Below are 25,317 nucleotides of genomic sequence, written 5' to 3'. Positions count from 1 at the left end.
ATGTGGTCCGGCTCGAAACCGCTGAACGTTGACCTGGCGGGTAACTACATCCACTACGGCGTGCGCGAGTTCGGCATGACCGCCATCACCAACGGCATCGCGCTGCACGGCGGCTTCCTGCCGTACTCGGCGACCTTCCTGATGTTCGTGGAATACGCCCGTAATGCGGTGCGTATGGCGGCGCTGATGAAAATCCGCAACGTGTTCGTCTACACCCATGACTCCATCGGTCTGGGCGAAGACGGCCCGACGCACCAGCCGGTTGAGCAGATGGCCAGCCTGCGCGTGACCCCGAACATGAGCACCTGGCGTCCGTGTGACCAGGTGGAGTCGGCGGTGGCCTGGCAGTACGGCATCGAGCGCAACGACGGCCCGACCACGCTGATTTTCTCACGTCAGAACCTGACCCAGCAGCCGCGTAGCGCAGAGCAACTGGCCAACGTCTACCGTGGCGGTTATGTGCTGAAAGACTGCGCCGGTACGCCGGACGTGATTCTGATTGCCACCGGTTCGGAAGTGGGTATCACCGTGGAAGCGGCAGACCAGCTGACCGCGGCGGGCCGTAAGGTGCGCGTGGTCTCCATGCCGTCCACCGACGCGTTCGACAAGCAGGATGCGGCGTACCGTGAATCCGTGCTGCCGGCAGCGGTGAGCGCACGTGTGGCGGTAGAAGCGGGTATCGCGGATTACTGGTACAAGTATGTTGGCCTGAACGGCGCCATCGTGGGCATGACCACCTTTGGTGAGTCTGCCCCGGCAGAGCAGCTGTTCAAAGAGTTTGGTTTCACCGTGGAGAACGTGGTGGCCAAGGCGCAGGCACTGCTGAAATAAGCCGTAAGTAGGGGCGCCGCAGGCTGCGCCCTGAACATGATGACGAAAACCCGGCGATGCCGGGTTTTTTATTCCATAATGCGGTGAATTTGCAGGTACTGCAGCAGCATAATGGTCTTGCCGTCTTTCATGCGCCCGTCGGCGATCATCGCCACCGCCTCGGTGAAGGGCAGTTCCACCACTTCAATATCTTCGTCTTCGATACCGCCGCCGGCCGCATGGCGTTCGTCGTCATGGTATTCGGCAATAAAGAAATGAATAATTTCGGTCACGCCACCCGGCGACATATAGGCTTCGAAAACCTTCTTCACCTCACCGACCTGAAAACCGGTTTCTTCCACCGCTTCACGTCGCGCGCACTGTTCCGGCGAATCCGCATCCAGCAGGCCCGCACAGGCCTCCAACAGCATGCCGCTCTCATTGCCGTTAACATAGGTCGGCATGCGGAATTGATTGGTCAGTACCACCGTGCCCTTGGCGCGGTTATACAACAAAATGGTCGCCCCGTTACCGCGATCGTAGACTTCGCGCATCTGCTGAACGGAACCGCCATCCTTGCGCTTGAGATCAAAAGTATATTTGTGCAGCACATACCAGTTATCCGACAACAGCTCTTTTTTCACATTCTCAATTTTCGCTGACATGAACCCTTCTTCTTTTCCGTTAGCTGAAACGCAAAAAGGATACCGCGATTAAGCGCCGAAGTGACAACGGATTTGCAACAAAAAACCCCGTAGCGCATACAGAACCACGGGGTTTTTACCATCAACAGTATTTAGAAGCCGTTGGGTACATCGCGCATATCCGGCAGCTTATGAGCGATACCCTTGTGGCAATCGATACAGGTTTTGCCTTCGGTTATCGCCTTGTCGTGCATCTTCGCCGCCACGGTTTTTTGCGCGGTAAAGTCCATATACTCAAAATTATGGCAGTTGCGGCACTCTTGCGAGTCATTGGCCTTCATGCGTGCCCATTCATTGCTCGCCATCGCTAGCCGATGCTGGTCAAATTTCTGTGGCGTATCAATCAGCCCGAACGCTTTGGCGTACAACTCCTTGCTGGCCTTAATCTTGCGCAGCATTTTCGGCCCCCACTCATGCGGTACGTGGCAATCCGGACAGGTGGCGCGCACGCCACTGCGGTTGTTGTAATGCACCGTGCCCATGTATTCCTCATAGACGTTTTCGCGCATTTCATGACAGCCGATACAGAACTGTTCGGTATTAGCCGCCTCCATGCCAGTATTAAAACCGCCCCAGAAGATGATGCCGGCGCCAAAACCCAGCAACAGCAGCGTACCCAGCGCCAGACGACTTGGTCTGCGCCACCAGCGCCAAACCCGCAACAGGCGGCCGGGCTTTTTCTCAGTGGTGGTGTGTTTATCTTCGCTCATAGCTCCCCCGCTTAATGCCCAAAGCCCGGCATGGGCTGGAAATCATTGCCGACAATCGGCGCCGCGTCGGTTTGCGGTACGTGGCACTGCAGACAGAAATAGCGACGTGGCGCGACTTCGCTCAGCACCTTGCCGTCCCGGTCCATAAAATGCGTCGGGCTGATACGCGGCGCACCGGTGGTGCGGTAATGTTCCACGCCGTGGCACTGCAGGCAGCGGTTGGTGTTCTTGCTGATCTGATAGCCATCCACGCTATGCGGGATCATCGGCGGCTGATTGACGTAGTTCAGCGCCATCCGTTCCTGCTGCTTTGGCATCGAGATCGGCCCGCTGGCAGTCGCAGAGACTTCCGGAGACTTACTGAGATCGACATCGCTGGCAGCAAACGCCAGGCCGGCAAAGGCCAGCGACAACAAGGTCACCCACAGGGCAAGCGTCTTTTTCACAACAGGGCTTTTCATTTTTATTTGGCTCCCGGGTCATTAAATGAGGTGTTCATCGCGCAATTTGTCAGCCTCACACCTTCTCCACCTTCACCGCGCATTTCTTGAAGTCGACCTCTTTGGAAAGCGGATCGGTGGCGTCCAGCGTCAGGTTGTTGACCAGCTGCGCCGCATCAAAGAACGGCATATACACCAGCCCCCTTGGCGGACGGTTGCGGCCGCGAGTTTCGACCGTGCTGATCAATTCGCCACGGCGCGACAACACCCTGACCTTCTCGCCACGGCGCAGGTTGCGGCTTTTGGCGTCCAGCGGATGGATAAACACCACCGCCTGCGGGAAGGCACGATGCAGCTCGGGTACCCGGCGGGTCATCGAACCGGTATGCCAATGTTCCAGCACCCGACCGGTGGATAACCAAAGGTCATATTCTTTATCCGGGCTTTCCGCCGCCGGTTCGAACGGCAGCGCGAAGATCACCGCCTTGCCGTCCGGCTTGCCGTAGAAACGCACTTCTTCTCCGGCTTTAACGTACGGGTCAGTGCCTTCGCGGTAGCGCCACAGCGTTTCTTTACCCTCCACCACCGGCCAGCGCAGACCGCGAGCCTGGTGATAGCTATCGAACGGCGCCAGATCGTGGCCATGACCGCGACCAAAACCGGCATATTCTTCGAACAGCCCTTTTTGCAGATAGAAACCGAAGTCGCGTGCCTCATCGTTAAGCTGATCCGCCGGGATCTCCGTCAGCGGGTATTTATTGACCTCGCCGTTGGCAAACAGCACGTCGTACAGCGTTTTGCCGCGATATTCCGGTTTCTGTGCCAATAATTCGGCCGGCCACACTTCTTCTACCTTAAAGCGTTTGGAGAACTCCACCAGCTGCCACAGATCGGATTTGGCCTCGCCCGGTGCTTTCACCTGCTGACGCCAAAACTGAGTGCGGCGCTCCGCATTACCGTAGGCCCCCTCTTTCTCCACCCACATGGCGGTCGGCAGGATCAGGTCGGCTGCCAGGGCGCTGACGGTCGGGTAAGGATCCGACACCACCACAAAGTTGCGTGCATCGCGCCAGCCCGGCATCCGGTCTTCATTGATATTTGGCCCGGCCTGCATGTTGTTGTTACACATCACCCAGTAAGCGTTCAGCGTGCCGTCTTTCAGCGCGCGATCCTGCGCTACCGCATGCAGCCCGACTTTGGCTGGAATGGTGCCGGCCGGCAGTTGCCATTTCTGCTCGGCCGTCTGCCGATGTTTTTCGTTGGTGACCACCATATCGGCCGGCAGACGGTGGGCAAAGGTGCCCACCTCACGGGCGGTGCCGCAGGCGGAGGGCTGGCCGGTCAGTGAGAACGGCCCACAGCCCGGTTTGGAGATTTTGCCGGTCAAAAGATGCAGGTTGTAGCACAGGTTGTTGGCCCATACGCCGCGCGTGTGCTGGTTAAAGCCCATGGTCCAGTACGACACCACCTTGATGTTCGGGTCGGCATACAGTTTTGCCAGTGCTTCCAGTTGGTCTTCCGGCACGCCGCTCATTTTGGCCGTTTTTTCCAGCGTGTATTCCGCTACGAAGGTTTTGTATTCCTCGAAGCTCATCGGGTCCGAAGCGTCGCTGCCCGGATTTTTCGCCGCTTTTTCCAGTGGGTCGGTTGGGCGCAGGCCGTAACCGATATCCGTCGCTCCACGGCGGAAGTTGACGTGCCGATTCAGAAAGTCCTGATCCACCGCATTGTTTTGAATGATGTAATTAGCGATGTAATTCATGATCGCCAGGTCGGTCTGCGGCGTGAATACCATGCCGTTGTCCGCCAGTTCGAAGCTGCGGTGTTCAAAGGTCGACAACACCGATACGTTGACCTTCTCATTGCTCAGGCGGCGATCGGTGATGCGCGACCACAGGATCGGGTGCATCTCCGCCATGTTGGAGCCCCACAGCACAAAGGCATCGGCCTGCTCGATATCGTCATAACAGCCCATGGGCTCGTCCATGCCGAAGGTACGCATAAAGCCCACTACCGCTGACGCCATACAGTGACGGGCGTTCGGATCCAGATTATTGGAGCGCAGGCCGGCTTTGAGCAATTTGGCGGCGGCATAACCCTCCCACACCGTCCACTGGCCGGAACCGAACATGCCAACGGCCTCTGGGCCTTTCTCTTTCAGGGCCTGCTTGAACTTTTCGGCCATAATGTCGAAAGCCTGCGGCCAACTGACCGGCGTGAACTCGCCTTCCTTGTGGTACTGGCCATCTTTCATGCGCAGCAGTGGCTGAGTCAGACGATCTTTGCCGTACATGATCTTTGGCAGGAAATAGCCTTTGATGCAGCTCAACCCTCGGTTGACCGCCGCTTCCGGATCGCCCTGTGAGGCAACAACGCGGCCGTTCTGGGTACCGACCAGCACGCCACAGCCTGTGCCGCAGAAACGACAGGGGGCTTTGTCCCATTTGATAGAGTCGGCGCTGCCTGCCACCGCCTGCGCCACCGTGGGAATAGTCAGCCCGGCGGCTGCCGCAGCGGCGACCGCGGCGTTTGCTTTCATGAAGTCTCGACGACTGAGTTTCATGGCGTTACCTCACCTTGAGTGTCCTGCTGGTGATAAACCAGCGATACCGCCAGTACGCCATCCAAATTGCGTACCGACTCAATTTTCTCCAGCAGCTGATGGGAACAAGCTGCCTGCATCACTACCACCAGCTTGCCGTGCTGCGGATCCTGGGCGGGGATTTCCGTGTCCGCTATCGCCAGCAAGTCGGCGACCAGTCGTGGAATTTTTTCCGGCCGAGCCTGCACCACCAGCCCGCTGACGTGCCATTCGTTATTCATCATTATTTTCGCTCTGGGTTAGGGTGACAGCTCCGGCCGGACAACCGGCGACACAGGCGCCACAGCCGGTGCAGGCAGTGACCTCCAGCAGCGGTTGAGCCATTTCGCCCAAACGGGGCCGAAAGCGGATCGCCTGGGTCTCACAGCTATCCTGGCAACTGCGACATTCCACGCCCTGCTGCGCCAGACAGGCGGTACCGAATACCGCATATTGCTGCCAGGGTGTTTCTGCCAACGGGCGAAATAGCGGTTCTTCGCAGGCCTGCACGCAACGCCCGCAGAAGGTGCATTCCGCTCGTTGAAAATCAATTTCGGGAAAACCGCCGCTGCCGCTCATCAGCACCCCGGTTTCGCAGGCGCGAACGCAGGCCTGGCAGCGAGTGCAACCGGCAGTAAAAAGGAATTCTTGCAGCGACCACGGGGGGCGGATCGCTGCGGTTGGCTGACGCCATTGTCCACCGAGCAGGTTACGCCGTGACAATACGGTCATGCTGTTTTCCTCGACATTGCAAACACGCCACCGCGCGTAATAAGTAATAAATAGAACCTGTTTTTGTATTGTTATTGTAGTCGTTACCAAGGAGTTTCCAGTTGTCGTTAAAGACATTAAAAACGGCAGGCATAAACCCTGATAAACACGGGGGTAAGATAAGACGAGTTCGGGGGGTATATAATCACTCTAAAGGGGTAAATGCGGGGGTAGTTTGCGCCAGATCAATCAATTACCGACGGGGCAGAATTTTAACCCTGCAATTTCCACTCTCCCGCTATCTAATTGATTATATAGCGTCTGCATTTTGTGGTGAGGCAGGCCAATTTAATGCAAAGGCTACGCATTTTAGTTGCAATACTTATAGTTTTGCTTTCGAATGAAACCCGGCGATACTCATCGCACGCGAGAAAAGGATGCATGATTGCTTGTTAAACGTTCAGTGACCAGCAGCCTGGCCAAGGCGCTGTTTTGCATTGTGATTTTGTCCGTGCTCTCCACCGGGCTGGCGCTGACCACCGTGGCTGACAGCCTGCGCGACGCCGAAGCGGTCAACATTGCCGGTTCGCTGCGCATGCAGAGCTACCGACTGGCCTACGATCTCACTGGCCCGGCTCCGGAGCTGGAACAGCATCTATTACAGTATCAGCAATCCCTGCAGGCCCCGGCGCTGCAGAAGCTGGATCGTTTTTACGTGCCTGCGGAGGTGCGGGAAAAGTACCTGTCTCTGCAGCATGCCTGGCAACCCTTGGCACAGCAGATCCGGGCTGGCCAGTCGGCCGACTATCAGGCCAATATCGCCGGCTATGTTAACCAGATTGACCATTTTGTGTTGGCGCTACAGCGTTATTCCGAGCTGAAACTGACCATAGTGGCGGCTATCAGCGTACTGGGCTTTATCGCCATCATCGGTCTGGTGCTGTTTTGCATCCGTTTTATGCGCCGTCAGGTAGTAGCGCCGCTAAAACACCTGGTGGATGCCAGCCAGCGCATGCAACAGCGGGACTTTAACCATCCGCCACTGGATATCACCCTGCCGAATGAGCTGGGCGTTTTGTCTCAGGCCTTCACCGCCATGTCAGGCGATCTGGCCAAGTTATATCAGTCGCTGGAACAGAAAGTGCGGGAGAAAACCCAGCGTCTGCAGCAGGCGAACAAGACGCTGGAAGTGCTGTATACCTGCTCGCAAGCGCTGAGCGTGCGGCAGATAGACCAGCAGGCGTTCGAACAAATCCTGCATATTGTGCGCCAAAGCGAAGATTTGCACTGCATCCGGCTAAAGGTGGCTGACAGCCTCAGCGAATGGCAATTGCACAGCGGCAGCGCCTCGGCAACGTTGGCGTGGCAATCGCTGGCCATCGTCCAGGGCGATAAACCTCTGGGTGAACTGAGCTGGCAGCAAAAGGAACAGCCACCACATCCGCACCTGATGCAGAGCGTGGCCAATATGCTGAGCCGGGGGATCTATTTTAACCGCGCGCAAAAACAACATATGCAATTTTTGCTGATGGAAGAACGTGCCACCATCGCCCGCGAACTGCACGATTCTCTGGCACAGGCGCTGTCGTTTTTGCGTATTCAGCTAACCCTGCTCAAACGTACACTGGCGGACAGCCCCCCTGAAGCACAAGAGATTATTACCGATTTTGACCAGGCGCTGGCCGACGCCTATCGCCAACTGCGCGAGCTGCTGACCACCTTCCGCCTGAACATTCAGGAGGCCGATTTGAACACCGCACTGCGCCAGTTGCTGGCGCCATTAAAGGTTCTTACCGGCGCGCGGATTCAGTTACACTGTCGGCTTTCTTCCCAGGCGCTCAATGCCCAGCAGCAGGTGCATGCGCTACAGATTGTGCGCGAAGCGGTGCTTAACGCCATCAAACATGCCGAAGCACAAGAAATCGTGATTCGCTGCGAAATGACGGCCGAGGGCGATAACTGCATCAGCATTGCTGACGACGGTTGCGGCATCGCCAGCCTGAATGAACCTGAAGGTCACTATGGTCTGACCATCATGAGCGAGCGCGCTGCGCGACTGGGAGGAACGCTGCGCATCCAGCGGGGTGAGCCGGACGGCACGGAAGTCCGCCTGACATTCCCGCCATAAAATCAGGACTGTTTACCCTTCGTTACGGTTTAGCTGAGTCTAACGGTCTATTTCAGGATGTTTGAGGCGCCAATCGCCACTATTTTATAAGAGTCTGTCCCACTGTGAAGCGTGCTGCACGGCGCGTTTGAGTGGCTTTACTCGCTACAGGGAGCATATTTCATGGTGATGAAGAATTACCGAGTGATGATCGTCGACGACCACCCGCTGATGCGCCGCGGCATCAAGCAATTGCTGGGGCTGGATCCGCTGTTTAACGTGCTGGCCGAAGCCAGCAGCGGCAACGAAGCCATTGCGCTCGCGCTGCAGCACACGCCGGACGTGATCCTGCTCGATCTGAATATGAAAGGTTTGTCCGGTCTGGACACGCTGAAAGCGCTGCGTAATGAAGGTGTGGATGCCCGTATTATCGTGCTGACGGTATCGGACTCTCGCAACGACGTGTACGCGTTGATCGACGCCGGTGCCGACGGCTACCTGCTAAAAGACAGCGAACCGGAACAATTGCTGGAGCACATTCGCGCAGCAGCGGAAGGCCAGAACGTGATCAGCGACGCGGTAGCGGACTATTTGTCATCCCGTACTGAACAACACGACCCCTTTGCCGAACTGACCGAACGCGAGCTGGACGTGCTGCAGGAAGTGGCGCGTGGGCTGTCCAATAAGCAGGTAGCGGCGCAGCTGCACATTTCTGAAGAGACCGTGAAAGTGCATATTCGCAATATGCTGCGCAAACTGGATGTACGTTCACGCGTGGCGGCCACGGTGATGTACCTGGAGCACAAGAGTCAATAATCCTTCCCCGGCGTGCCGGGGAGGCTTTATTCGATGGCGGCGAGCAGCGTCTGATGATGCTGATTAACCCAGCCCTTGTTGATCGGGCCCCAGTTTTCCAACTGATAGAAACCGTCGTTATTTCGTACGCCCTGCTGAATAAACTGCAATTCTACCCCCATACCGGGCAAGGCTTTCAACACGTCTTGCAGGGTACGGCGCGGCCAGCCTGTCAGCTCCATCAGATGCGGGACGTTTGGCCGTTCGCTGTGGCTAATCAGCCAGCACAGATAAAGACGACGGGCAAATACCGGGTTAATTTCCATGCCTTGCTCCTGCATTAAAGTGAGTCCTGATTATTTTTTGACAAGCCCGAATACTCAGGCCCTTGATTGTCATTAAATTGTCTTAATCGCGACGTTAACGGTAATGACGGCGTAATAGGGGGTTTCTTCTACCGTTATTTACATTATCTCCTTTTTTTCTCCACGCTTTATTCCCCCTTCACGCGTAAAGTGCATTAGTGCCGGAATCCTTCCCAGCCACTGAGAAACGCAATTCCGATGCGTCTTAAAGATAGAACAAGTCATAACGAGGTTCGCGCTGCATGGCCAATTTTTTTATTGATCGCCCGATTTTCGCCTGGGTTCTGGCAATTATTCTTTGCCTGACCGGCGCGTTGGCGATTTCTTCCTTACCGGTGGAACAATACCCGAACCTGGCCCCGCCGAACGTTCGCATTAGCGCCACCTACCCCGGCGCTTCGGCACAGACGCTGGAAAACACCGTCACCCAGATTATCGAACAAAACATGACGGGCCTGGACAACATGATGTATATGTCGTCGCAGAGCACCAATACCGGACGGGCCACGGTGACGCTGACCTTTGAGGCCGGTACCGACCCTAACGAGGCGATGCAGCAGGTACAAAACCAACTGCAGGCGGCAATTAAGCGGCTACCGCAGGCCGTGCAGACCCAGGGCGTCACGGTGTCGAAATCCGGTGATACCACGCTGATGATGGTGGCCTTTGTCTCCACCGACGGCAGCATGGACAAGCAGGACATTGCCGATTATATCGTTTCCAACCTGCAGGATCCGCTCAGCCGCATCAACGGCGTGGGCAGTATGGACGTTTACGGTTCGCAATACGCCATGCGCATCTGGCTCGATCCCAACAAACTCAATAGCTACCAACTCACCACTCAGGACGTCGTCAGCGCGATCAAATCGCAGAACGCCCAGGTCGCGGTCGGCCAGCTCGGCGGTACGCCCTCCGTTGATAAACAGGCGCTTAACGCCACCATTAACGCACAGTCTCAGTTGCAAACGCCGGAACAGTTCAAACAAATCACCTTGCGGGTCAATCAGGACGGTTCACTGGTGACATTGGGTGATGTTTCCACCATTGAGCTGGGCGGCGAGAACTATGACTATCTCAGCCGCTATAACGGCATGCAAGCCGCCGGCATGAACATCAAGTTGGCCTCCGGTGCCAACGAACTGCAAACCGACCAGTTGGTGAAAGACAAAATCGCCCAGTTGTCTCAGTATTTCCCGCACGGACTGGAGGCGAAGGTCGCCTATGAAACCACCCCGTTCGTGAAGGCCTCAATCAAAGACGTGGTAAAAACCCTGCTGGAAGCCATTTTGCTGGTATTCCTGGTGATGTACCTGTTCTTGCAGAACTTCCGCGCCACGCTGATCCCGACCATCGCCGTGCCGGTAGTGTTGATGGGCACCTTCGCCATTCTTTCGGCCTGCGGATTCAGTATCAACACCCTGACCATGTTCGCCATGGTGCTGGCCATCGGGTTATTGGTGGATGACGCCATCGTGGTAGTGGAAAACGTCGAGCGCGTGATGAGCGAAGAAGGCCTGTCGCCCAGGGATGCCACACGCAAATCCATGGGGCAGATCCAGAGTGCGCTGGTCGGCATCGCCATGGTGTTGTCGGCGGTGTTTATCCCGATGGCGTTCTTCGGCGGCACCACCGGTGCTATTTACCGCCAGTTCTCGATCACCATTGTTTCTGCCATGGTGCTGTCGGTGTTGGTGGCGATGATCCTGACCCCTGCCCTGTGCGCCACCCTGCTCAAACCGATTGCCAAAGGCCACCATCACGGCAAACGTGGCTTCTTCGGCTGGTTCAACCGCATGTTCAACCGCAACGCCGACCGCTACGAGCGCGGCGTGGCACGGGTGCTGCACTCCAGCGTTCGTTATATGGTGATTTACCTGCTGTTGCTCGGCGGTATGGCGTTACTGTTTATCAAGTTGCCAACCTCATTCCTGCCGCAGGAAGACCGTGGGGTATTCACCGTGCAGGTGCAGTTGCCGCCGGGATCAACCCTGCAGCAGACCACCAAAGTGGTGGAGAAAGTTGAACACTATTTCCTGACCAAAGAAAAACAGGACGTGCTGTCCGTGTTCTCCACCATTGGTGCCGGTCCCGGCGGGAACGGGCAGAACGTGGCACGCATGTTTATTCGCTTGAAAGACTGGGATTTGCGTACCTCCGGTGCCAACAGCTCATTCGATATCATCGATCGCGCCACCAAAGAATTTAACCAGATTATCGAGGCGCGGGTGATTGCCAGCAGTCCACCGGCGATTACCGGTCTGGGCAACTCTTCCGGCTTCGATATGGAACTCGAAGATCACGCCGGCCTGGGGCACGACAAACTGATGGCGGCACGCGATCAACTGCTGCAACTGGCCGCCGCTAACCCGCTGCTGTCACGCGTGCGCCACAATGGCCTGGATGACAGCCCGCAGTTGCAGATTGATATTGACCAACGCAAGGCCCAGGCGCTGGGTGTTTCAATTGATGACATCAATAACACGCTGTCGACTGCCTGGGGCTCAACCTACGTTAACGACTTCGTCGACCGCGGTCGGGTGAAAAAAGTCTATGTGCAGGCCGCCGCACCGTTCCGCATGCTGCCTGGCGACATTGATAAATGGTTCGTGCGCAACAGCGCGGGCGGCATGGTGCCGTTCACCGCCTTTGCCACCTCCCATTGGGAATATGGCTCTCCACGTCTGGAACGCTATAACGGCAGCTCGGCGCTGGAGATTGTTGGTGAAGCGGCAGAAGGCGTCAGCAGCGGTGCTGCCATGGCCGAAATGGAAAAAATTGTCAGCCAGTTACCGACCGGTTTCGGTCTGGAATGGACAGCCATGTCCTACCAGGAGCGCCTGTCCGGCTCGCAGGCACCGGCGCTGTATGCCATTTCTCTGTTGGTGGTGTTCCTGTGTCTGGCAGCGCTGTATGAGAGCTGGTCGATTCCCTTCTCGGTGATGCTGGTAGTGCCACTGGGCCTGATTGGTGCCGTTGCCGCCACCTGGCTACGCGGGCTGGAGAATGACGTTTACTTCCAGGTCGGGATGCTGACCATCATCGGACTGTCGGCGAAAAACGCCATTTTGATCGTCGAATTCGCCAACGAGCTAAACCATAAAGGCCAGGATTTGATGTCGGCCACCCTGGAAGCCTCGCGCATGCGTCTGCGGCCGATTTTGATGACCTCGCTGGCCTTTATCTTCGGCGTGCTGCCGATGACCATCAGCAGTGGGGCCGGCTCAGGCAGCCAGCATGCGGTGGGTACCGGGGTAATGGGCGGTATGATTTCCGCCACCCTGCTGGCAATTTACTTCGTCCCGCTGTTCTTTGTGCTGGTTCGCCGCCGCTTCCCTGGTAAGACGGCAGCAACCGCCAAAGCGCAAGACAGCGCGCAATAGCAGGTAAAAAAAAGCAGCGTCGGGAAACCGATGCTGCTTTATCTCGAACGAGCGTTTCGTTCCCAGGGTGCTTTAATCACGGACAAATAAACCAACCTTGTTATCAACCTCAACGCAGTGTCAGTTGCCTAACATCTCTTCGATGAAGTCTTTCCAGTTTCCCAACTCACGATCAACCATAATAATTTACAACCTCAATTAATAGACGAAGCGAATTCTACGCCTGTTTTTTGAGCAAGTGAAGAGCGTCGGGAACGATGCCACCCGCGAAAACCGGGGATAGTGCACATTTTCGTATTTATCTGATCAATGGCGAATCCCGACTATTCCCTTCCGTTATTAATCCACCAAACAACGCACTTAAAAGATCTAAATCTGCCGCTGTGGGCCATTCCCCTGGCAGCCAGCCGCTCAGCCAAGGTCGACACCAATAACTTCATATGATTTAAAAATGATATTGATATTAATTATCAATATCATTAGCATTCTTAAATTGTAAATTGATGTAAAGGAATGTATATGAAGTTGTCCCTGTTCACCCCAGGCAAAGGTTTCTCTTTCAGCACCCTGACCTCCGCCATGCTGCTGCTGTCTTGCTCAACGCTGGCCGCTGAGCTGCCAGAAAGCCATTTCCAAACCAAACCGGTGGGATACGGCCTGTATGAGCTGGCCTTTGATGGCCAAAACAACACCCTGTTTGCCGCCTCTACCCCTTCATTCGCCAAAGGTAAAAACAGCGGTATTGTCTATCGTATCAATCCGGCCACGCTGGCCACGGAGGGAAAGATCGTTACCCAACGCCGTGCCTTTGCCACCGCGCTGGATGAAGAACGCCATGTTTTGTACATCGGCAACACCCTGGACGGTTCCGTAACGATGATCGATACCCAGAGTGGTAAAGAACTCGCTACTGTCCAGCTCAGTGAAAGTGTGAAAGATGACCAATTCATCCCAACGCGTGAAATGGTGCTCGATAAGAAAAATCAGCGTTTGTATGTCTCTGGCACGTCGAAGAAAGGCGTACTGTGGGTGATCGATACCGCCAAACGGGAAAAGATCGCCACCCTCAGCAACGTCGGCGAATACCCCACCGGTCTTGCTCTGGACACCGAACGTGGCCATATCTACTGCGTTAATGGCGGCGGTGAGCTCATTACCCTGGACATCAACAGCCATAAAATCCTCAAGCGTCTGGTGGTGGAGCCCGCTAAAAAACACTTCTTCTTGAACATCAGCCTGGACAGCAAAACCGGCCGTGCCTTCCTCACCGATCCTGACTTGCCGAAGGTGCTGGTTGTCGATATCAACAGCGGCAAAATCCTGCACCAGATTGAGGTGATCAACTCGCTGGCGGTGCTGTTCAACCCGGCCCGCAGCGAAATCTACATCACTCACCGCGAGGCCAAACGCATCAGCATCGTGGACAGCAATAGCTACCAGGTCAAAAACAGCATCGCCACCACCGCACTGCCTAACAGCCTGGCCCTTTCTGCGGACGGCAATGCCCTCTTTGCCAGCATCAAGCAGTCCAAGGAAGAGATGGAGAAGAAGCAGGATTATCTGCTCAAGATTAATCTCGGCGAACTATGAGGCAGGTAATGACGAGTTTTATGATTCGCCTCTCCGGTGGCGCACTGCTGTGCCTTCCTGTGATGATGGCGCAGGCGGCAGGCAATGAGCAGACCGCTCGCACCCAAAAAGAAGAAACCCTGGAGGTGGTCGCTTCACCGTTCAGCGATGACGGCAGCACCGAGAACACCGGCTCCTACACCACCAGCCAGATGACCACCGCGACCGGCTTGCCGCTGAGCATCAAGGATACGCCGCAGTCGGTTTCTGTCATCACCCGTCAGCAAATTGACGATATCAACGCTTATTCGCTAAAGGATATTCTGCGCTGGTCCACCGGCGTCAGTGAGAGTAACTACGATAGCGAACGCTCCTCGTTCAATTACCGCGGTTTTAGCGTCGATAATTATCAATACGATGGCGTTCCCACCTTCTTTGACTCCGGCTATTCCGGCGGTGAGTCAGAAATTGACTCGATCACGCTCGATCATGTCGAAATCGTCAGAGGTGCCGCCGGTTTACTGAACGGGGTCGGTAATCCGGGGGCGGCCATCAACCTGGTGAGAAAGAAAGCCTCCAGCCTTTCGCCTTTTGCCCGCGTCGAACTCTCCGCCGGTTCCTGGGATCATTACCGCACTACGGTCGATGTCGGCACGCCGCTCAATGACGATGGCACCGTCCGGGTGCGCGTCGCTGCCGCCGGCGAACGCAGCCACTCGTTTATGGACCGGCATCAGGAACGCAAAGGCACTATCTATGGCACGCTGGAAGCCGATCTGACCCGCGATACCCTGCTGCGCCTGGGGGCCGATTATCAGCAGAACCGGCCTAAAGCCTCCACCTGGGGCGGTGCCCTGCCGACCGGCTGGTTCAGCGACGGCAGCGAGATCAATTGGGATCGCCACTACAGTGGCGCCTCTGACTGGTCGAGCTGGGATACCACACTCAGCACCCAGTTCGCGACGCTGGAGCACCAGTTCGATAACGACTGGAAAGGCGTGGCTAACTACACGCATAGCCGTCAGGCTTTCGATGCCAAAATGGCGATGAGCCTTGGTGAGCTGATCGATCCCGATACCTGGGCGGTGAAACCTTCAAGCCCTTATGCCGCGCGTTATGAGGGTTACCGCGATCAGCATGCGGTAGATCTGAAATTGAACGGTGATTTCAGCCTGCTGGGCCGCAACCACAAATTTGTGGTGGGCAGTTCCTCCGCCTGGCAGCACAGTTACAGCACCTATCGTAGTGCCAGTGCCTCACAGTTGTTTAGCGGCAGCTTACTGGATTGGAACGGTGGCCTGGGCGAACCCGAGTGGTCGGACAAAATGCCACAGATGGATTACCGTACGCGGCAAATTGGCTTCTACAGCAGCGCTGACTTTTCGCTAACCGACCGGCTGGATCTGGTGCTCGGTGCCCGCTTCAACAGCTTTAAAAACACCACGACCACCACCGCAAACAAGATCACGCCGTTTGTCGGCACGGTCTATAAGCTGACCGATCAGATCTCTGCTTATGCCAGCTACACCGACATATTCAAGGATCAGAATCTGCTCGACAGCAGCGGCCACTATCTGGCACCGATCGAAGGGGTGAACAAAGAGGTGGGTATCAAAGCCGCATTGCTCAATGACAGGCTCAATCTGTCGCTGTCGGCATTTCGCATCACGCAGGACAAGCTGGGGGTGCTGGACGAAGACACCGCCAATCTGGACTGGTTGCAACAGACCTATCATGAGAGCCAGGGTGCCACCAGCAAGGGTATTGAGTTCGAACTGAACGGCGAACTGGCCCAGGGCTGGAACGCGCAGTTTGGCATCACGCACTTCTCGCTGAAAGACAAGGATAAGGTCGATCTCAACACCGAGCAGCCGCGCACGCGCATTAACCTGTTCACCACCTACCAATTGACGGGCGCCTTGCGCGACCTGACTCTGGGCGGCGGTGCACGCTGGCAGAGCAGCGTTTACGCCAACGTCAACGGAGCCCAAAATGGCGAAATGGTCAATCGTAAAGCCGAACAAGGATCTTACGTTCTGGTCGATGCGATGGCACGTTACAGGCTGACGCCGCAGACCTCGGTGCAACTTAACCTGAACAACGTTTTCGACCAGAAATACTACTCGCAGGTTAATTTCTACAGTACCCGTAACTATGGCGAACCGCGTAACTTCATGCTGACGCTCAAACACGAGTTCTGACCATCCGCAGTAAAACTGGCCCCGGATCGCGGGGCCAACCTTCCCCCTGTAATGCCTTATCCCTTGTGCGATGAATTCTTCCGTAGTAGCGTGCAAAAGATACAAAACCCCTACTCACCCAAGGCCATGTGATGTCTCCTACGCTGACCGTCGAACAATTGAAAGAGTTGGGCCGCTATCAGGAAGCGACCGAACTGGCGCAACAACAGTTACTGCTGCAACCGGAAGCCGCCGGGTTGCACTACCAATTGGCTTGCCTGTATGACGTACAGGGGCTTGAGCAGCAGGCCATTCCCTGCTACCTCGCTGCGCTGGCGCGCAATTTGCCGGCGACGCTACGGCAGGAAGCCTGGCTTGGCCTGGGCAGTACCTACCGGGCGCTCGGCCTGTACCAACAATCGCTGGCCGCCTTCGACGACGGGTTGAGCGAGTTCCCTCAGGCCAAAGAACTTACCCTGTTCCGCGCCATGACGCTGTACAACCTGGGCGAAACCAAACAAGCGGTCGCAGATTTACTGTTGCTGCTGGCGGAAACCTCCTCGCATAGCGACATCAGCAGCTACCAGCGTGCGATCCGGCAATACGCCGCCGATCTGGATCGGATTGGCTAAGCGAGGTCGATATGGAAATAGTGACTGACCCGAATCGCTACGGCGTCGACTGGCTGCAGTTGGCCGGGCTACTGGAAACCGCCGGATTGGGCCAACGCGATCCGCAGGTATTGCAGCGCGTTTATCAGCACAGTCAATTTTGCTACTGGGGCTACCTGGATGGCCAGTTGATCGCCACCGCCCATGCCATTAGCGACATGACTTCGGTTGCCTATCTGGCCGACGTAGCTCTGCATCCGGATTTTCAGGGCCGGGGATTGGGACGTCAATTGATGGATCGGGTGATGCAGGATCTGGCCCCGCTCGGCAAAGTGTTTATCTACTCGGTGCCCGACAAGCTGGAATTCTACAAAAAATATCACTTCCGTGAGCTGACCACCGGCATGGTCTATGCCGACAGCGCGGCTTTGGAACGCCTGCAGCGGAATGGTTATGTCCGCTGAAAAAACCTTAAGGGAATTCCCCATTGCACATTAAAAATCGGCTGTCTCCGCAGGACTGTGCGGACATGAATGATATTCGCGCTGAAATAGACATGATGGATGAAAACATCATTAAGCTGATCGCCCGGCGCTTCGCCTACGTACAGGCGGCAGCCAAATTCAAGACCAGCCCCGATGCGGTGCGCGCCAAAGAGCGCTTTGAGGCCATGCTATTGCAAAGACGAGTCTGGGCCGATGAGCAAGGTTTAAATCCGGAGGTGATAGAAAAAATGTATCGCGACCTGGTCAATTATTTTATCAGCGAAGAAATGAAACATTGGTCCCAGGCTCAGGGCGAAAAGTGAATCCAACAAGGGAACCTGAAAAATATGTCTGACTCATCCTGGCTGGTAGAAACCGAACTGAAAAGCGAAAGTATCAGCCTTATTCCGTTACGTAAAAAACATGCGCCACAGCTGGTTGAAGCGGCTACAGACGGGAGCCTCTGGGAGCTTTGGTTTACTTCGGTGCCCACTGAAGACAGCGTGGAAGACTATATCGACCAGGCTTTAAGTGAGCAGCTTGCCGGGCGGGCATTGCCGTTTGCTGTTGTCCACAACGCCACGCAAAAAATCATCGGAACCACCCGGGTTTGTCATGCTGACGGGCAAAATCGTCGTGTTGAAATTGGCTATACCTGGTATGCCAAAAGCCATCAGAAAACCGCCGTCAACACCGAATGCAAACTGTTGCTGCTCGGTTATCTGTTTGAATCTCTGGCGGTGATTGCCGTTGAGTTTCGCACCCATTGGCATAATCACGTTTCCAGAGCAGCTATCGCGCGCCTGGGGGCCAAGCAGGACGGCGTACTGAGGAATCACCAGAAAAATGCGGATGGCAGCTATCGAGATACGGTAGTTTTTTCCATCATCGACCACGAATGGCCGATGGTGAAAAAAAGCCTGAGTTATAAATTACGTCAGGCCAGAGAATAATTTCCGGCCAGTAATCTACAGCGTCTTCATCATAAAGACTCGGCTGGTGCCTGCCGGCAGACAGGGTACCTCACCAAAACGCGCCCAGCCGTTCAACTCATAAAACGTGGGGGCCTGAAAGCTGATGGTGTACAACACGGCAGAAACGCAGCCCCTGCGTCGCCCTTCCAATTCAAAACGACGCAGCAACTCACTGCCCAATCCTGAGCCACGCAGCGATTTTGGCAGATGGAACAGATCGACAAACAGCATGCCCAACGATGAACGCCCGCTAATCCCGCCCAGCACCTCGCCGCTGTTCGGGTCCCTCACCACTACCGCTAACGGGCGACGATCGTTGGTGCCGGTCACTTCATCGTTATATTGATTCAGCCCTTCTGCAATCAGCGCTTCTATTTCGTCAATGCCGCTTTCGGTGATTTCAATTCGGTAATTTTCCATGGTCTTCTTCTATGTAGGGTAACTGAGTAGCACATCGAGATTAGCAAAAAAACACCGCAATAAACGCGAACGGCATTTTTTCAGCTTTCCCCGGCCTTTCAGACCATTGTACGGTGGAACTCCCCGCCATTTTTCGGCATGCTGGTCGCTGGCATTTATTTCACCGCCACCGGCGGTTTACCACCGGCCCCACGCGCCGGTGTCAGGTTGCAGAGAAGGTTCTTACTCCATGACGTTGACCATGTACGGCATCAAAAATTGTGACACCATCAAAAAAGCGCGCCGCTGGCTGGAAGAACAGGGTGTGGCTTATCAATTTCACGACTACCGCGCCGACGGGCTGGACGAACAGCAACTGCGCGGCTTTGTCGAACGTCTCGGTTGGGAACCGCTGCTCAATACTCGCGGTACCACCTGGCGCAAGCTGGATGAAGCGCAGCGCACCGCCTGCAACAATGCCGATGCCGCCATCGCGCTGATGCTGGCGCAGCCGGCAATCATCAAACGCCCACTGCTGGACGACGGCAACGGACACGCCCTGCTCGGCTTCAGCGCCGAAGGTTACCAGCAATTTATTTCCGAGGTGGCAGCATGACTTGCCCGGTTATCGAACTGGCTCAACAGCTGATCAAACGCCCGTCGCTCAGCCCGCACGATGAAGGCTGTCAGGCACTGATGATTGAACGTCTGAAAGCCATTGGTTTTACCGTTGAACCAATGCCTTTCGGCGATACCCTGAATTTCTGGGCCTGGCGTGGCGAAGGCCAAACCCTGGCGTTTGCCGGCCACACCGACGTCGTGCCAACCGGCGACGAAAAACGCTGGGACAACCCGCCGTTTGAGCCGACCATCCGCGACGGCATGCTGTATGGCCGTGGTGCGGCAGACATGAAAGGCTCACTGGCGGCAATGGTCGTGGCAGCCGAACGTTTCGTCGCGGCCAACCCGCATCATCAGGGCCGTTTGGCATTCCTGATCACCTCCGATGAAGAAGCCAGCGCGACCCATGGCACGGTGAAAGTGGTGGAAGCGCTGATGGCGCGCAATGAACGCCTGGATTATTGCCTGGTCGGTGAGCCGTCCAGTACCGAACGCGTCGGCGACGTGGTGAAGAACGGGCGTCGCGGCTCGATCACCGCCAACCTGCACATTCACGGCATTCAGGGCCACGTTGCCTATCCACATCTGGCGGATAACCCGGTGCACCGCGCCATGCCGGCCCTCAATGAGCTGGTGGCGATCGAGTGGGACCACGGCAATGAATTCTTCCCGCCGACCAGCATGCAGATTGCTAACGTGCAGGCCGGTACCGGCAGCAACAACGTGATCCCGGGCGAGATGTTCGTTCAGTTCAACTTCCGCTTTAGTACCGAATCGACCGACGCGACGATCAAACAGCGCGTAGAAGAACTGCTTGAGCGCCATCAGTTGAACTACAGCATCGAATGGCGTCTGTCGGGCCAACCCTTCCTGACCGCGCGCGGCGCGCTGGTGGATGCGGTGGTTAACGCCGTCGAACACTACTCTGAGCTGACGCCGCAGTTGCTGACCACCGGGGGCACCTCAGACGGCCGCTTTATCGCCCAGATGGGCGCGCAGGTGGTTGAGCTGGGGCCCGTCAACGCGACTATCCATAAGGTCAACGAATGCGTTCACGCGGCCGATTTGCAACTACTGAGCCGCATGTATCAGCGCATCATGGAGCAATTGGTCGCATGATCACACCGGAAATGTTGACCGGGTGCTCAACCGAGCATCTGGCACCGCTGAGCGGTAACCACCGGCTGCAGCCCACCGCCGTGGCTGCATTCCTCGCCATGCAACAGGCGGCACTGGAGGCGGGTTTCGATCTGCAGCCCGCCAGCACATTTCGTGATTTTGGCCGGCAACAGGCGATCTGGAATGGAAAATTCTGCGGCGAGCGCCCAGTATTAGATAAGGACAGTCAGCCAATCGACATCGCGCTGCTGTCCACCGGCGAACGTTGCGAAGCGATCCTGCGCTGGTCGGCCTTGCCGGGCGCCAGTCGCCATCACTGGGGCAGCGATCTGGATGTCTACGATCCTTCGCTCTTGCCTGCCGGGCAAAAACTGCAACTGGAGCCCTGGGAATACGAGCAAGGTGGCTATTTTTATCCACTCAATCAGTGGATGACGGAACATATGGCCGAATTTGGCTTTTACCGGCCGTTCACCGAAGAGGGTGATGGCGTGGCGGTAGAACCCTGGCATCTAAGCTACCGTCCGCTGGCGCTTGAAGCCGAGCATCTGCTGACGCCGGAGCTGCTGCTGGCGGCCTGGAAAAATAAGGACGTCGCCGGTGTCCAATGGCTTGAAGAGCATTTGCCATCGCTATTTTCGCGTTTTATACGCCCTGAAGGAAAGGAGTGAATATGGAATGGTTAGCAGATTATTGGTGGGTTATCCTGCTGATCCTGGTCGGGATGATTATCAGCGGGATCAAAGAGCTACGCCGCGTTGACGTCAAACGCTATCTGGCCGATAAGCCGGAGCTGCCACCGCACCGCGATAACAACGCCGAGTGGGACGCCGACGACGACTGGCCGAAGAAAAAATGATTTCAGGGCGCATTGAGCGCCCTGAAGTTTATTTAAAAGCCACCAAATCGCCGCGCTTGCCAAACATCGCTTCGTCCCAGTAGCGTTGCGGGACGTAGTAATGCAGCCGTTCCAGAGCGTCATTCATCATGCCCTGATTGATGGCATGCCCCACGTCTTCCTCCACGTCCAGCGTGAAATCGACGCCGATAGCCTGCAGCCGCTCAGCTGCCGCTCTGGCATGTTGCACCGCAATCACCGCATCCTGTTCGCCGTGGATCAAATGCACCACGCTGTCACCGAACGCTTTATCAGGCAAGCCGGCAAAGCGCCCGCTGAAAGCCACGATGCGGCCGGCCAGCCTGGGTTCAACTTTCAAGGCTTCCAGCGCCATGATTGAGCCCTGAGAAAAACCGACCAGCGCGGTACCGGCATCATTCACGCCGCTTTGCTGCTGCCAGTAACGCACGGTTTCGATAAACTTCGGCATCACTTCAGCAATGCGCCCGGCGCGATTTTCTTCGGTCACATCCTGCACCGAAAACCACTGGCGACCGCCACCGTTACCGAAGGCAAAAGGGCCACCAATGCTGACAACCTGCGCCTGCGGGAAGTCTTTGGCGAAATAGCGGCCAATCTCGCCCATCGCCACCGGGGTATCGCCAACACCGTGAAACAGCAGGATCAGCTGCGCAGCCGGGGTTGCCGGGCTCTGTACAACAAAATGCTCATGTTTCATCGGTGACTCCTCGTGTTGATCAAATTCTGCCCGGCGCCAGCTGCCCGGGTTCCTGTCAGCTACTATACGCCGCTGAGAATTCAGGAAAATCGGGTTTTATTGAGCAACATCTTCAATTTATTGCAATGACTGCGACCAGTCGCGCCAGCGTAGACAATGCTGCGCATCGAGCTGTTCAAGCGCCATTCCCGTCTCTTGTCGCCAGCGACGCAGCAAGGCTTTCTGGCCGCTGAAGCCAAGTAGCTCCACGCAACCCGCCGACGTCGTTTGCTGTTGCAGATGCAGCCGCAGTGCGGGCAGCGGCAAAGCGCTGGCTAACAGTAAACGTTGCAGCGCCCCCAGACTGGCCTCCAACGGCCGGTGGGCGAAGGCAAAACCGGCCAGTTCACGCCAGTCGTCCTCGCCCAGCCGGGTGTCGCCGTCGTCACCGGTGATTTCCAGTTGCAGATCGATGCGCGGCTGCAACCAGCGCCAATCACGTGCCAGATGCTTGTGCGCCGCATGACGCAGCGCCTCACCCTGCTCGCTTAATGGCAGAATGGCCATGACGCTGTAGCAACCGCTGCTGGCTTCGATCTTGCTGCCAATGCGCGCCAGCTCAAAGCCACAGGACTGCCAAAAGCGCCACAGCGGCTCGGTGTAACCAAAGCTGACCGAAAGGTAATCCAACCCCTGTGCCTGCTGACGCTGCTGCTCGATCAGGCGGCGGGCGATGCCCTGCTGACGCATAGTGGGCAATACCGCAATTCGGGTAATGCGCCTCGAACGCAGCGTCGGTGCCCACCACTGGCCACCGTGTGCCGCCAGCGATTGAGCCACCAGGTTGCCACGCGGTCGCCGCCTGCCGGCCCAGACCTCGTGCGCCAGTTCGGCACTCAGCCCGCCTTCGTCTACCAGCCACAACGCGCCGACGACTTCTTCTTCAACCTGCGCCAGGCCAAAATGCATCCCCGGTGCATCCATCAACCGCCGTAAATCGAGCGGTGAAGTCCGGTAATGGGCGCTGCTCAACAGGGCGTAAAAACGCCTTAATCGTTGAGGATCGGCGCACAGCGCCTTTTGTTCAGCGCCACTGATACTGACGCGCTTATCCGTCGCCTGCCACGGCGGGAGTTCGTTGAACAACAGCGCGTTATCGATGACACGCTCCAGCGCATCACCCGGCGCCCAACGCATGGGTTGCTGCAGCTCCAGCGGCTGAAACTCAGGCAGCCCGGCGCAAAACTTGAGCAAGAAACCCCGGCCAGTGCCTTCATAGCCCTGTACCGTGGTCGTTAGCAGAATGCGGGGGAAATGGTTAACCAACTGCTGTAATAACGGGCCGGGGATCGTCGCCGCCTCGTCGACCAACAGCCAGCCCACGTCGCTGACATCATGTTCGCGACAATGGGCCAGTAGTGCGTCCGGTGCCCAGAATTGCGCGCGACCCTGCGCCCATTCACCAGCGACTTCGGTAGCCGCTCGGCTTGGTCCGGTGAGCCAGCAAGTGAGCGGCGTGTTGGCCACCAGCATCCCCGCCAGCGTTGACTTGCCGCGCCCACGGGCGGCGGTCAGCACCCAAACGCCTGGCTCAGCGCCGAGTAATTGCGTCAACAATGCTTGCTGCTCGAAAGTCGGTTGGCCATTTGGCGCTTGCCACTGCGGGCGTACTGGCAAAGGTGCCAACGTCAGCGGCTCATCCTGTCGCCAGAGCGTGGCTTCGCTGTCCGCTACCAGGTGTTGCTGCAGATGGTGAATGAAGTTCGGGGTAGTGATCGGCTGTGGGCAATCGCTCCAGCGCAGGCTGTCGCTATCCGGCTGTTGGTGCCAGGACTGCCAGGGTGGCGTTAACAGCAACAACCAACTGCCGGCTCGCAGCGTACCGGCCAGCGCGGCCAGCGCTTCAACATCAACACCATCGGTCGCGTCATACACCGCATGTAATCGTTCCTGCCCCAGCAATGTCCGTACCGCACTACTGGCCAGCGACTGCATGCCGCTGGGCGGGTTTTCCCCCACCCACGGCCAGTCACCCGGCAGGGTTGTCGCCAGGCGGTGTGCTTGCTGGCGACACCATTGCGGCTCGCCACTGAGCACCAGCAGGCGTCTGATGCCCTGCTGCTGCATAAGTTGTTGCATTGCCTGTAACATCAGTATCCAGACCCAGAGCTAAAAAAATGCCGGAGTCAGGCTCCGGCATGCATGTTAACGGGATGCGAAGGTATTGCAGGTGTTGGGGTCACCGCTGTCGAAGCCCTGTTTAAACCAGGTGTAGCGCTGCTGCGAAGTACCGTGGGTGAAGCTGTCCGGTACTACGCGCCCCTGCCCTTGTTGCTGCAAACGATCGTCGCCGATCGCCTGCGCAGCGTTTAATGCCGCCTGCAGGTCGCCCTCTTCCAGCATCTGTTGCTTCTCGGCATATTTGCCCCACACGCCGGCAAAGCAGTCCGCCTGCAGTTCCATTTTCACCGACAGACGATTCACTTCTGCCTGACTGGCACCCTGCTGCATTTGACGCACTTTAGGCTCAATGCCCAACAGGTTCTGCACATGGTGACCCACCTCGTGCGCCACCACATAGGCCTGGGCAAAGTCACCGCCGGCACCCAGTTTGGTTTTCATATCCTGATAGAATGACAGGTCGATATACACCGTTTTGTCGCCCGGACAATAGAATGGCCCCATCGCCGCCTGACCGGTGCCGCAGCTGGTACGCGTTACGCCGCGATACATCACCAACTTGGGTGGCTGATAGGTTTTACCCATGCGCTGGAAAACTTCTTTCCAGTTATCTTCGGTAGAAGCCAGTACCACCGAGGTAAATTTGGCCAGTTCATCGTCTTTTGGACTGATGCTGGCGCTCTGTTGCTGAGTTTGCGGGCTAACGTCCCCGCCGTTCAACAGCGGTGAAAGATCGACACCGTAATAACCGGCCACCAACACCACCACCAGAATAACGATACCGCCTTTGCCACGTGGCACGCGGAAACCGCCACCACCGCCACCCAGACCTGAAGACTGCCCGCGACGATCCTCAACATTGTCACTTTCCCGACGCCCTTGCCAACGCATAAGTAAATGACCTGCCCCCAGGATTAGATACAACGCTCACTTAGTAATGTCGGATCCTTCACTATCAGAATTACCCTTTCTCCAGGCCGCCGCAAATTCAGACGGCGTCTGATAATTCAGCGCGGAGT

The 25,317-nt window shown here is 56.6% G+C and carries 26 protein-coding genes; 14 read left to right on the top strand and 12 right to left on the bottom strand.

Annotated features, from left to right (window positions below; translation table 11 throughout):
* The coding region (locus OCH02_RS25235; protein WP_315899250.1) for a transketolase-like TK C-terminal-containing protein at positions 1–831 on the top strand (831 nt) is incomplete at its 5' end.
* Between the two features lie 68 nt (positions 832–899).
* On the opposite strand, the gene nudK is transcribed toward OCH02_RS25235, so the two are convergent.
* The 6 genes from nudK to napF form a co-directional block, all read right to left on the bottom strand.
* A complete protein-coding gene (gene nudK, locus OCH02_RS25230) occupies positions 900–1,475 on the bottom strand; it encodes a GDP-mannose pyrophosphatase NudK (protein WP_261412022.1) in 576 nt (191 codons plus the stop codon).
* A 131-nt stretch (positions 1,476–1,606) separates the two neighbouring features.
* The gene (gene napC / locus OCH02_RS25225) at positions 1,607–2,224 is read right to left on the bottom strand and encodes a cytochrome c-type protein NapC (RefSeq protein WP_261423070.1); all 618 of its coding nucleotides are present in this window, start codon (positions 2,222–2,224) and stop codon (positions 1,607–1,609) included.
* A gap of 11 nt (positions 2,225–2,235) precedes the next feature.
* On the bottom strand, positions 2,236–2,685 hold the full coding sequence (gene napB, locus OCH02_RS25220; protein ID WP_135317501.1) for a nitrate reductase cytochrome c-type subunit: 450 nt from the start codon (positions 2,683–2,685) through the stop codon (positions 2,236–2,238).
* A gap of 55 nt (positions 2,686–2,740) precedes the next feature.
* Positions 2,741–5,227 (bottom strand): nitrate reductase catalytic subunit NapA, encoded by a 2,487-nt coding sequence (gene napA / locus OCH02_RS25215; RefSeq protein WP_261433566.1) that lies wholly within the window; start codon positions 5,225–5,227, stop codon positions 2,741–2,743.
* Positions 5,224–5,490 (bottom strand): chaperone NapD, encoded by a 267-nt coding sequence (gene napD / locus OCH02_RS25210; protein ID WP_261433564.1) that lies wholly within the window; start codon positions 5,488–5,490, stop codon positions 5,224–5,226. The genes napA and napD overlap by 4 nt, the downstream gene beginning before the upstream one ends.
* Positions 5,480–5,977: a ferredoxin-type protein NapF gene (gene napF, locus OCH02_RS25205; RefSeq protein ID WP_261433563.1), complete on the bottom strand. Its 498-nt coding sequence runs from the start codon at positions 5,975–5,977 to the stop codon at positions 5,480–5,482. The genes napD and napF overlap by 11 nt, the downstream gene beginning before the upstream one ends.
* Positions 5,978–6,401: 424 nt before the next feature.
* Between napF and narQ the strand changes: the two genes are divergently transcribed.
* Positions 6,402–8,084: a nitrate/nitrite two-component system sensor histidine kinase NarQ gene (gene narQ / locus OCH02_RS25200; protein ID WP_261433562.1), complete on the top strand. Its 1,683-nt coding sequence runs from the start codon at positions 6,402–6,404 to the stop codon at positions 8,082–8,084.
* A 162-nt stretch (positions 8,085–8,246) separates the two neighbouring features.
* On the top strand, positions 8,247–8,879 hold the full coding sequence (locus OCH02_RS25195) for a response regulator (protein ID WP_261433561.1): 633 nt from the start codon (positions 8,247–8,249) through the stop codon (positions 8,877–8,879).
* A gap of 26 nt (positions 8,880–8,905) precedes the next feature.
* Here the strand turns inward: OCH02_RS25195 and OCH02_RS25190 are convergent, their stop codons facing one another.
* Entirely contained in the window at positions 8,906–9,184 is a 279-nt protein-coding gene (locus OCH02_RS25190) for a helix-turn-helix domain-containing protein (protein ID WP_261433560.1), read from the bottom strand.
* Positions 9,185–9,465: 281 nt separating this feature from the next.
* On the opposite strand from OCH02_RS25190, the gene acrD reads away from it, so the two are divergent.
* Positions 9,466–12,603: a multidrug efflux RND transporter permease AcrD gene (gene acrD / locus OCH02_RS25185; protein ID WP_261433559.1), complete on the top strand. Its 3,138-nt coding sequence runs from the start codon at positions 9,466–9,468 to the stop codon at positions 12,601–12,603.
* Positions 12,604–12,723: 120 nt separating this feature from the next.
* On the opposite strand, the gene ypfM is transcribed toward acrD, so the two are convergent.
* The gene (gene ypfM, locus OCH02_RS25180) at positions 12,724–12,783 is read right to left on the bottom strand and encodes a protein YpfM (RefSeq protein WP_112349006.1); all 60 of its coding nucleotides are present in this window, start codon (positions 12,781–12,783) and stop codon (positions 12,724–12,726) included.
* A gap of 339 nt (positions 12,784–13,122) precedes the next feature.
* On the opposite strand from ypfM, the gene OCH02_RS25175 reads away from it, so the two are divergent.
* From OCH02_RS25175 to OCH02_RS25150, 6 genes are all read left to right on the top strand, one after another.
* The gene (locus OCH02_RS25175) at positions 13,123–14,193 is read left to right on the top strand and encodes a YncE family protein (protein WP_261433558.1); all 1,071 of its coding nucleotides are present in this window, start codon (positions 13,123–13,125) and stop codon (positions 14,191–14,193) included.
* Between the two features lie 8 nt (positions 14,194–14,201).
* Complete coding sequence (locus OCH02_RS25170; RefSeq protein ID WP_261433557.1) at positions 14,202–16,373, top strand: TonB-dependent siderophore receptor; 2,172 nt, start codon at positions 14,202–14,204, stop codon at positions 16,371–16,373.
* A 131-nt stretch (positions 16,374–16,504) separates the two neighbouring features.
* Positions 16,505–16,984, top strand: a complete 480-nt coding sequence (locus OCH02_RS25165; RefSeq protein WP_261433553.1) for a tetratricopeptide repeat protein — start codon at positions 16,505–16,507, stop codon at positions 16,982–16,984.
* A gap of 11 nt (positions 16,985–16,995) precedes the next feature.
* On the top strand, positions 16,996–17,427 hold the full coding sequence (locus OCH02_RS25160; protein WP_261433550.1) for a GNAT family N-acetyltransferase: 432 nt from the start codon (positions 16,996–16,998) through the stop codon (positions 17,425–17,427).
* A 23-nt stretch (positions 17,428–17,450) separates the two neighbouring features.
* The gene (locus OCH02_RS25155) at positions 17,451–17,771 is read left to right on the top strand and encodes an isochorismate lyase (protein ID WP_261433549.1); all 321 of its coding nucleotides are present in this window, start codon (positions 17,451–17,453) and stop codon (positions 17,769–17,771) included.
* Positions 17,772–17,795: 24 nt separating this feature from the next.
* Positions 17,796–18,401 (top strand): GNAT family N-acetyltransferase, encoded by a 606-nt coding sequence (locus OCH02_RS25150; RefSeq protein WP_261433547.1) that lies wholly within the window; start codon positions 17,796–17,798, stop codon positions 18,399–18,401.
* Between the two features lie 15 nt (positions 18,402–18,416).
* Here OCH02_RS25150 and OCH02_RS25145 read toward each other — a convergent pair whose 3' ends face one another.
* Complete coding sequence (locus OCH02_RS25145; RefSeq protein ID WP_261433546.1) at positions 18,417–18,842, bottom strand: GNAT family N-acetyltransferase; 426 nt, start codon at positions 18,840–18,842, stop codon at positions 18,417–18,419.
* 229 nt (positions 18,843–19,071) lie between these two features.
* Between OCH02_RS25145 and OCH02_RS25140 the strand changes: the two genes are divergently transcribed.
* Genes OCH02_RS25140 through OCH02_RS25125 form a run of 4 tightly spaced genes read left to right on the top strand, consistent with a single transcriptional unit; the run spans position 19,072 to position 21,420 of the window.
* Complete coding sequence (locus tag OCH02_RS25140) at positions 19,072–19,437, top strand: ArsC family reductase (RefSeq protein WP_017893617.1); 366 nt, start codon at positions 19,072–19,074, stop codon at positions 19,435–19,437.
* Positions 19,434–20,561: a succinyl-diaminopimelate desuccinylase gene (gene dapE / locus OCH02_RS25135; protein WP_261433545.1), complete on the top strand. Its 1,128-nt coding sequence runs from the start codon at positions 19,434–19,436 to the stop codon at positions 20,559–20,561. Before OCH02_RS25140 ends, dapE begins: the two co-directional genes overlap by 4 nt.
* Positions 20,558–21,232 (top strand): M15 family metallopeptidase, encoded by a 675-nt coding sequence (locus OCH02_RS25130; protein WP_261433543.1) that lies wholly within the window; start codon positions 20,558–20,560, stop codon positions 21,230–21,232. The genes dapE and OCH02_RS25130 overlap by 4 nt, the downstream gene beginning before the upstream one ends.
* Positions 21,233–21,234: 2 nt before the next feature.
* On the top strand, positions 21,235–21,420 hold the full coding sequence (locus OCH02_RS25125; RefSeq protein WP_261433541.1) for a YpfN family protein: 186 nt from the start codon (positions 21,235–21,237) through the stop codon (positions 21,418–21,420).
* A gap of 28 nt (positions 21,421–21,448) precedes the next feature.
* Here OCH02_RS25125 and ypfH read toward each other — a convergent pair whose 3' ends face one another.
* The 3 genes from ypfH to OCH02_RS25110 all read right to left on the bottom strand — a co-directional run bounded on the left by ypfH (position 21,449) and on the right by OCH02_RS25110 (position 25,189).
* Positions 21,449–22,138, bottom strand: a complete 690-nt coding sequence (ypfH, locus tag OCH02_RS25120) for an esterase (RefSeq protein WP_261433539.1) — start codon at positions 22,136–22,138, stop codon at positions 21,449–21,451.
* 117 nt (positions 22,139–22,255) lie between these two features.
* Positions 22,256–24,268, bottom strand: a complete 2,013-nt coding sequence (locus OCH02_RS25115; RefSeq protein WP_261433538.1) for a tRNA(Met) cytidine acetyltransferase TmcA — start codon at positions 24,266–24,268, stop codon at positions 22,256–22,258.
* A gap of 54 nt (positions 24,269–24,322) precedes the next feature.
* Positions 24,323–25,189: a neutral zinc metallopeptidase gene (locus OCH02_RS25110; RefSeq protein WP_261096658.1), complete on the bottom strand. Its 867-nt coding sequence runs from the start codon at positions 25,187–25,189 to the stop codon at positions 24,323–24,325.
* Positions 25,190–25,317: the final 128 nt, after the last annotated feature.

Origin of the sequence: Serratia quinivorans (genome assembly GCF_946227985.1) — a bacterium.
GTDB classification, from domain to species: Bacteria; Pseudomonadota; Gammaproteobacteria; order Enterobacterales; family Enterobacteriaceae; genus Serratia; species Serratia quinivorans_A.
The sequence above is the reverse complement of the archived record's forward strand: the minus strand, read 5'-3'. Positions and strand labels throughout refer to the sequence as shown.

Coding starts and splice junctions, on each gene's coding strand:
- nudK (WP_261412022.1), bottom strand. CDS start 1,475: ATGTCAGCGAAAATTGAGAATGTGAAAAAAGAGCTGTTGTCGGATAAC.
- napC (WP_261423070.1), bottom strand. CDS start 2,224: ATGAGCGAAGATAAACACACCACCACTGAGAAAAAGCCCGGCCGCCTG.
- napB (WP_135317501.1), bottom strand. CDS start 2,685: ATGAAAAGCCCTGTTGTGAAAAAGACGCTTGCCCTGTGGGTGACCTTG.
- napA (WP_261433566.1), bottom strand. CDS start 5,227: ATGAAACTCAGTCGTCGAGACTTCATGAAAGCAAACGCCGCGGTCGCC.
- napD (WP_261433564.1), bottom strand. CDS start 5,490: ATGATGAATAACGAATGGCACGTCAGCGGGCTGGTGGTGCAGGCTCGG.
- napF (WP_261433563.1), bottom strand. CDS start 5,977: ATGACCGTATTGTCACGGCGTAACCTGCTCGGTGGACAATGGCGTCAG.
- OCH02_RS25195 (WP_261433561.1), top strand. CDS start 8,247: ATGGTGATGAAGAATTACCGAGTGATGATCGTCGACGACCACCCGCTG.
- OCH02_RS25190 (WP_261433560.1), bottom strand. CDS start 9,184: ATGGAAATTAACCCGGTATTTGCCCGTCGTCTTTATCTGTGCTGGCTG.
- acrD (WP_261433559.1), top strand. CDS start 9,466: ATGGCCAATTTTTTTATTGATCGCCCGATTTTCGCCTGGGTTCTGGCA.
- OCH02_RS25175 (WP_261433558.1), top strand. CDS start 13,123: ATGAAGTTGTCCCTGTTCACCCCAGGCAAAGGTTTCTCTTTCAGCACC.
- OCH02_RS25170 (WP_261433557.1), top strand. CDS start 14,202: ATGACGAGTTTTATGATTCGCCTCTCCGGTGGCGCACTGCTGTGCCTT.
- OCH02_RS25165 (WP_261433553.1), top strand. CDS start 16,505: ATGTCTCCTACGCTGACCGTCGAACAATTGAAAGAGTTGGGCCGCTAT.
- OCH02_RS25160 (WP_261433550.1), top strand. CDS start 16,996: ATGGAAATAGTGACTGACCCGAATCGCTACGGCGTCGACTGGCTGCAG.
- OCH02_RS25150 (WP_261433547.1), top strand. CDS start 17,796: ATGTCTGACTCATCCTGGCTGGTAGAAACCGAACTGAAAAGCGAAAGT.
- OCH02_RS25145 (WP_261433546.1), bottom strand. CDS start 18,842: ATGGAAAATTACCGAATTGAAATCACCGAAAGCGGCATTGACGAAATA.
- OCH02_RS25140 (WP_017893617.1), top strand. CDS start 19,072: ATGACGTTGACCATGTACGGCATCAAAAATTGTGACACCATCAAAAAA.
- dapE (WP_261433545.1), top strand. CDS start 19,434: ATGACTTGCCCGGTTATCGAACTGGCTCAACAGCTGATCAAACGCCCG.
- OCH02_RS25130 (WP_261433543.1), top strand. CDS start 20,558: ATGATCACACCGGAAATGTTGACCGGGTGCTCAACCGAGCATCTGGCA.
- OCH02_RS25125 (WP_261433541.1), top strand. CDS start 21,235: ATGGAATGGTTAGCAGATTATTGGTGGGTTATCCTGCTGATCCTGGTC.
- ypfH (WP_261433539.1), bottom strand. CDS start 22,138: ATGAAACATGAGCATTTTGTTGTACAGAGCCCGGCAACCCCGGCTGCG.
- OCH02_RS25115 (WP_261433538.1), bottom strand. CDS start 24,268: ATGTTACAGGCAATGCAACAACTTATGCAGCAGCAGGGCATCAGACGC.
- OCH02_RS25110 (WP_261096658.1), bottom strand. CDS start 25,189: ATGCGTTGGCAAGGGCGTCGGGAAAGTGACAATGTTGAGGATCGTCGC.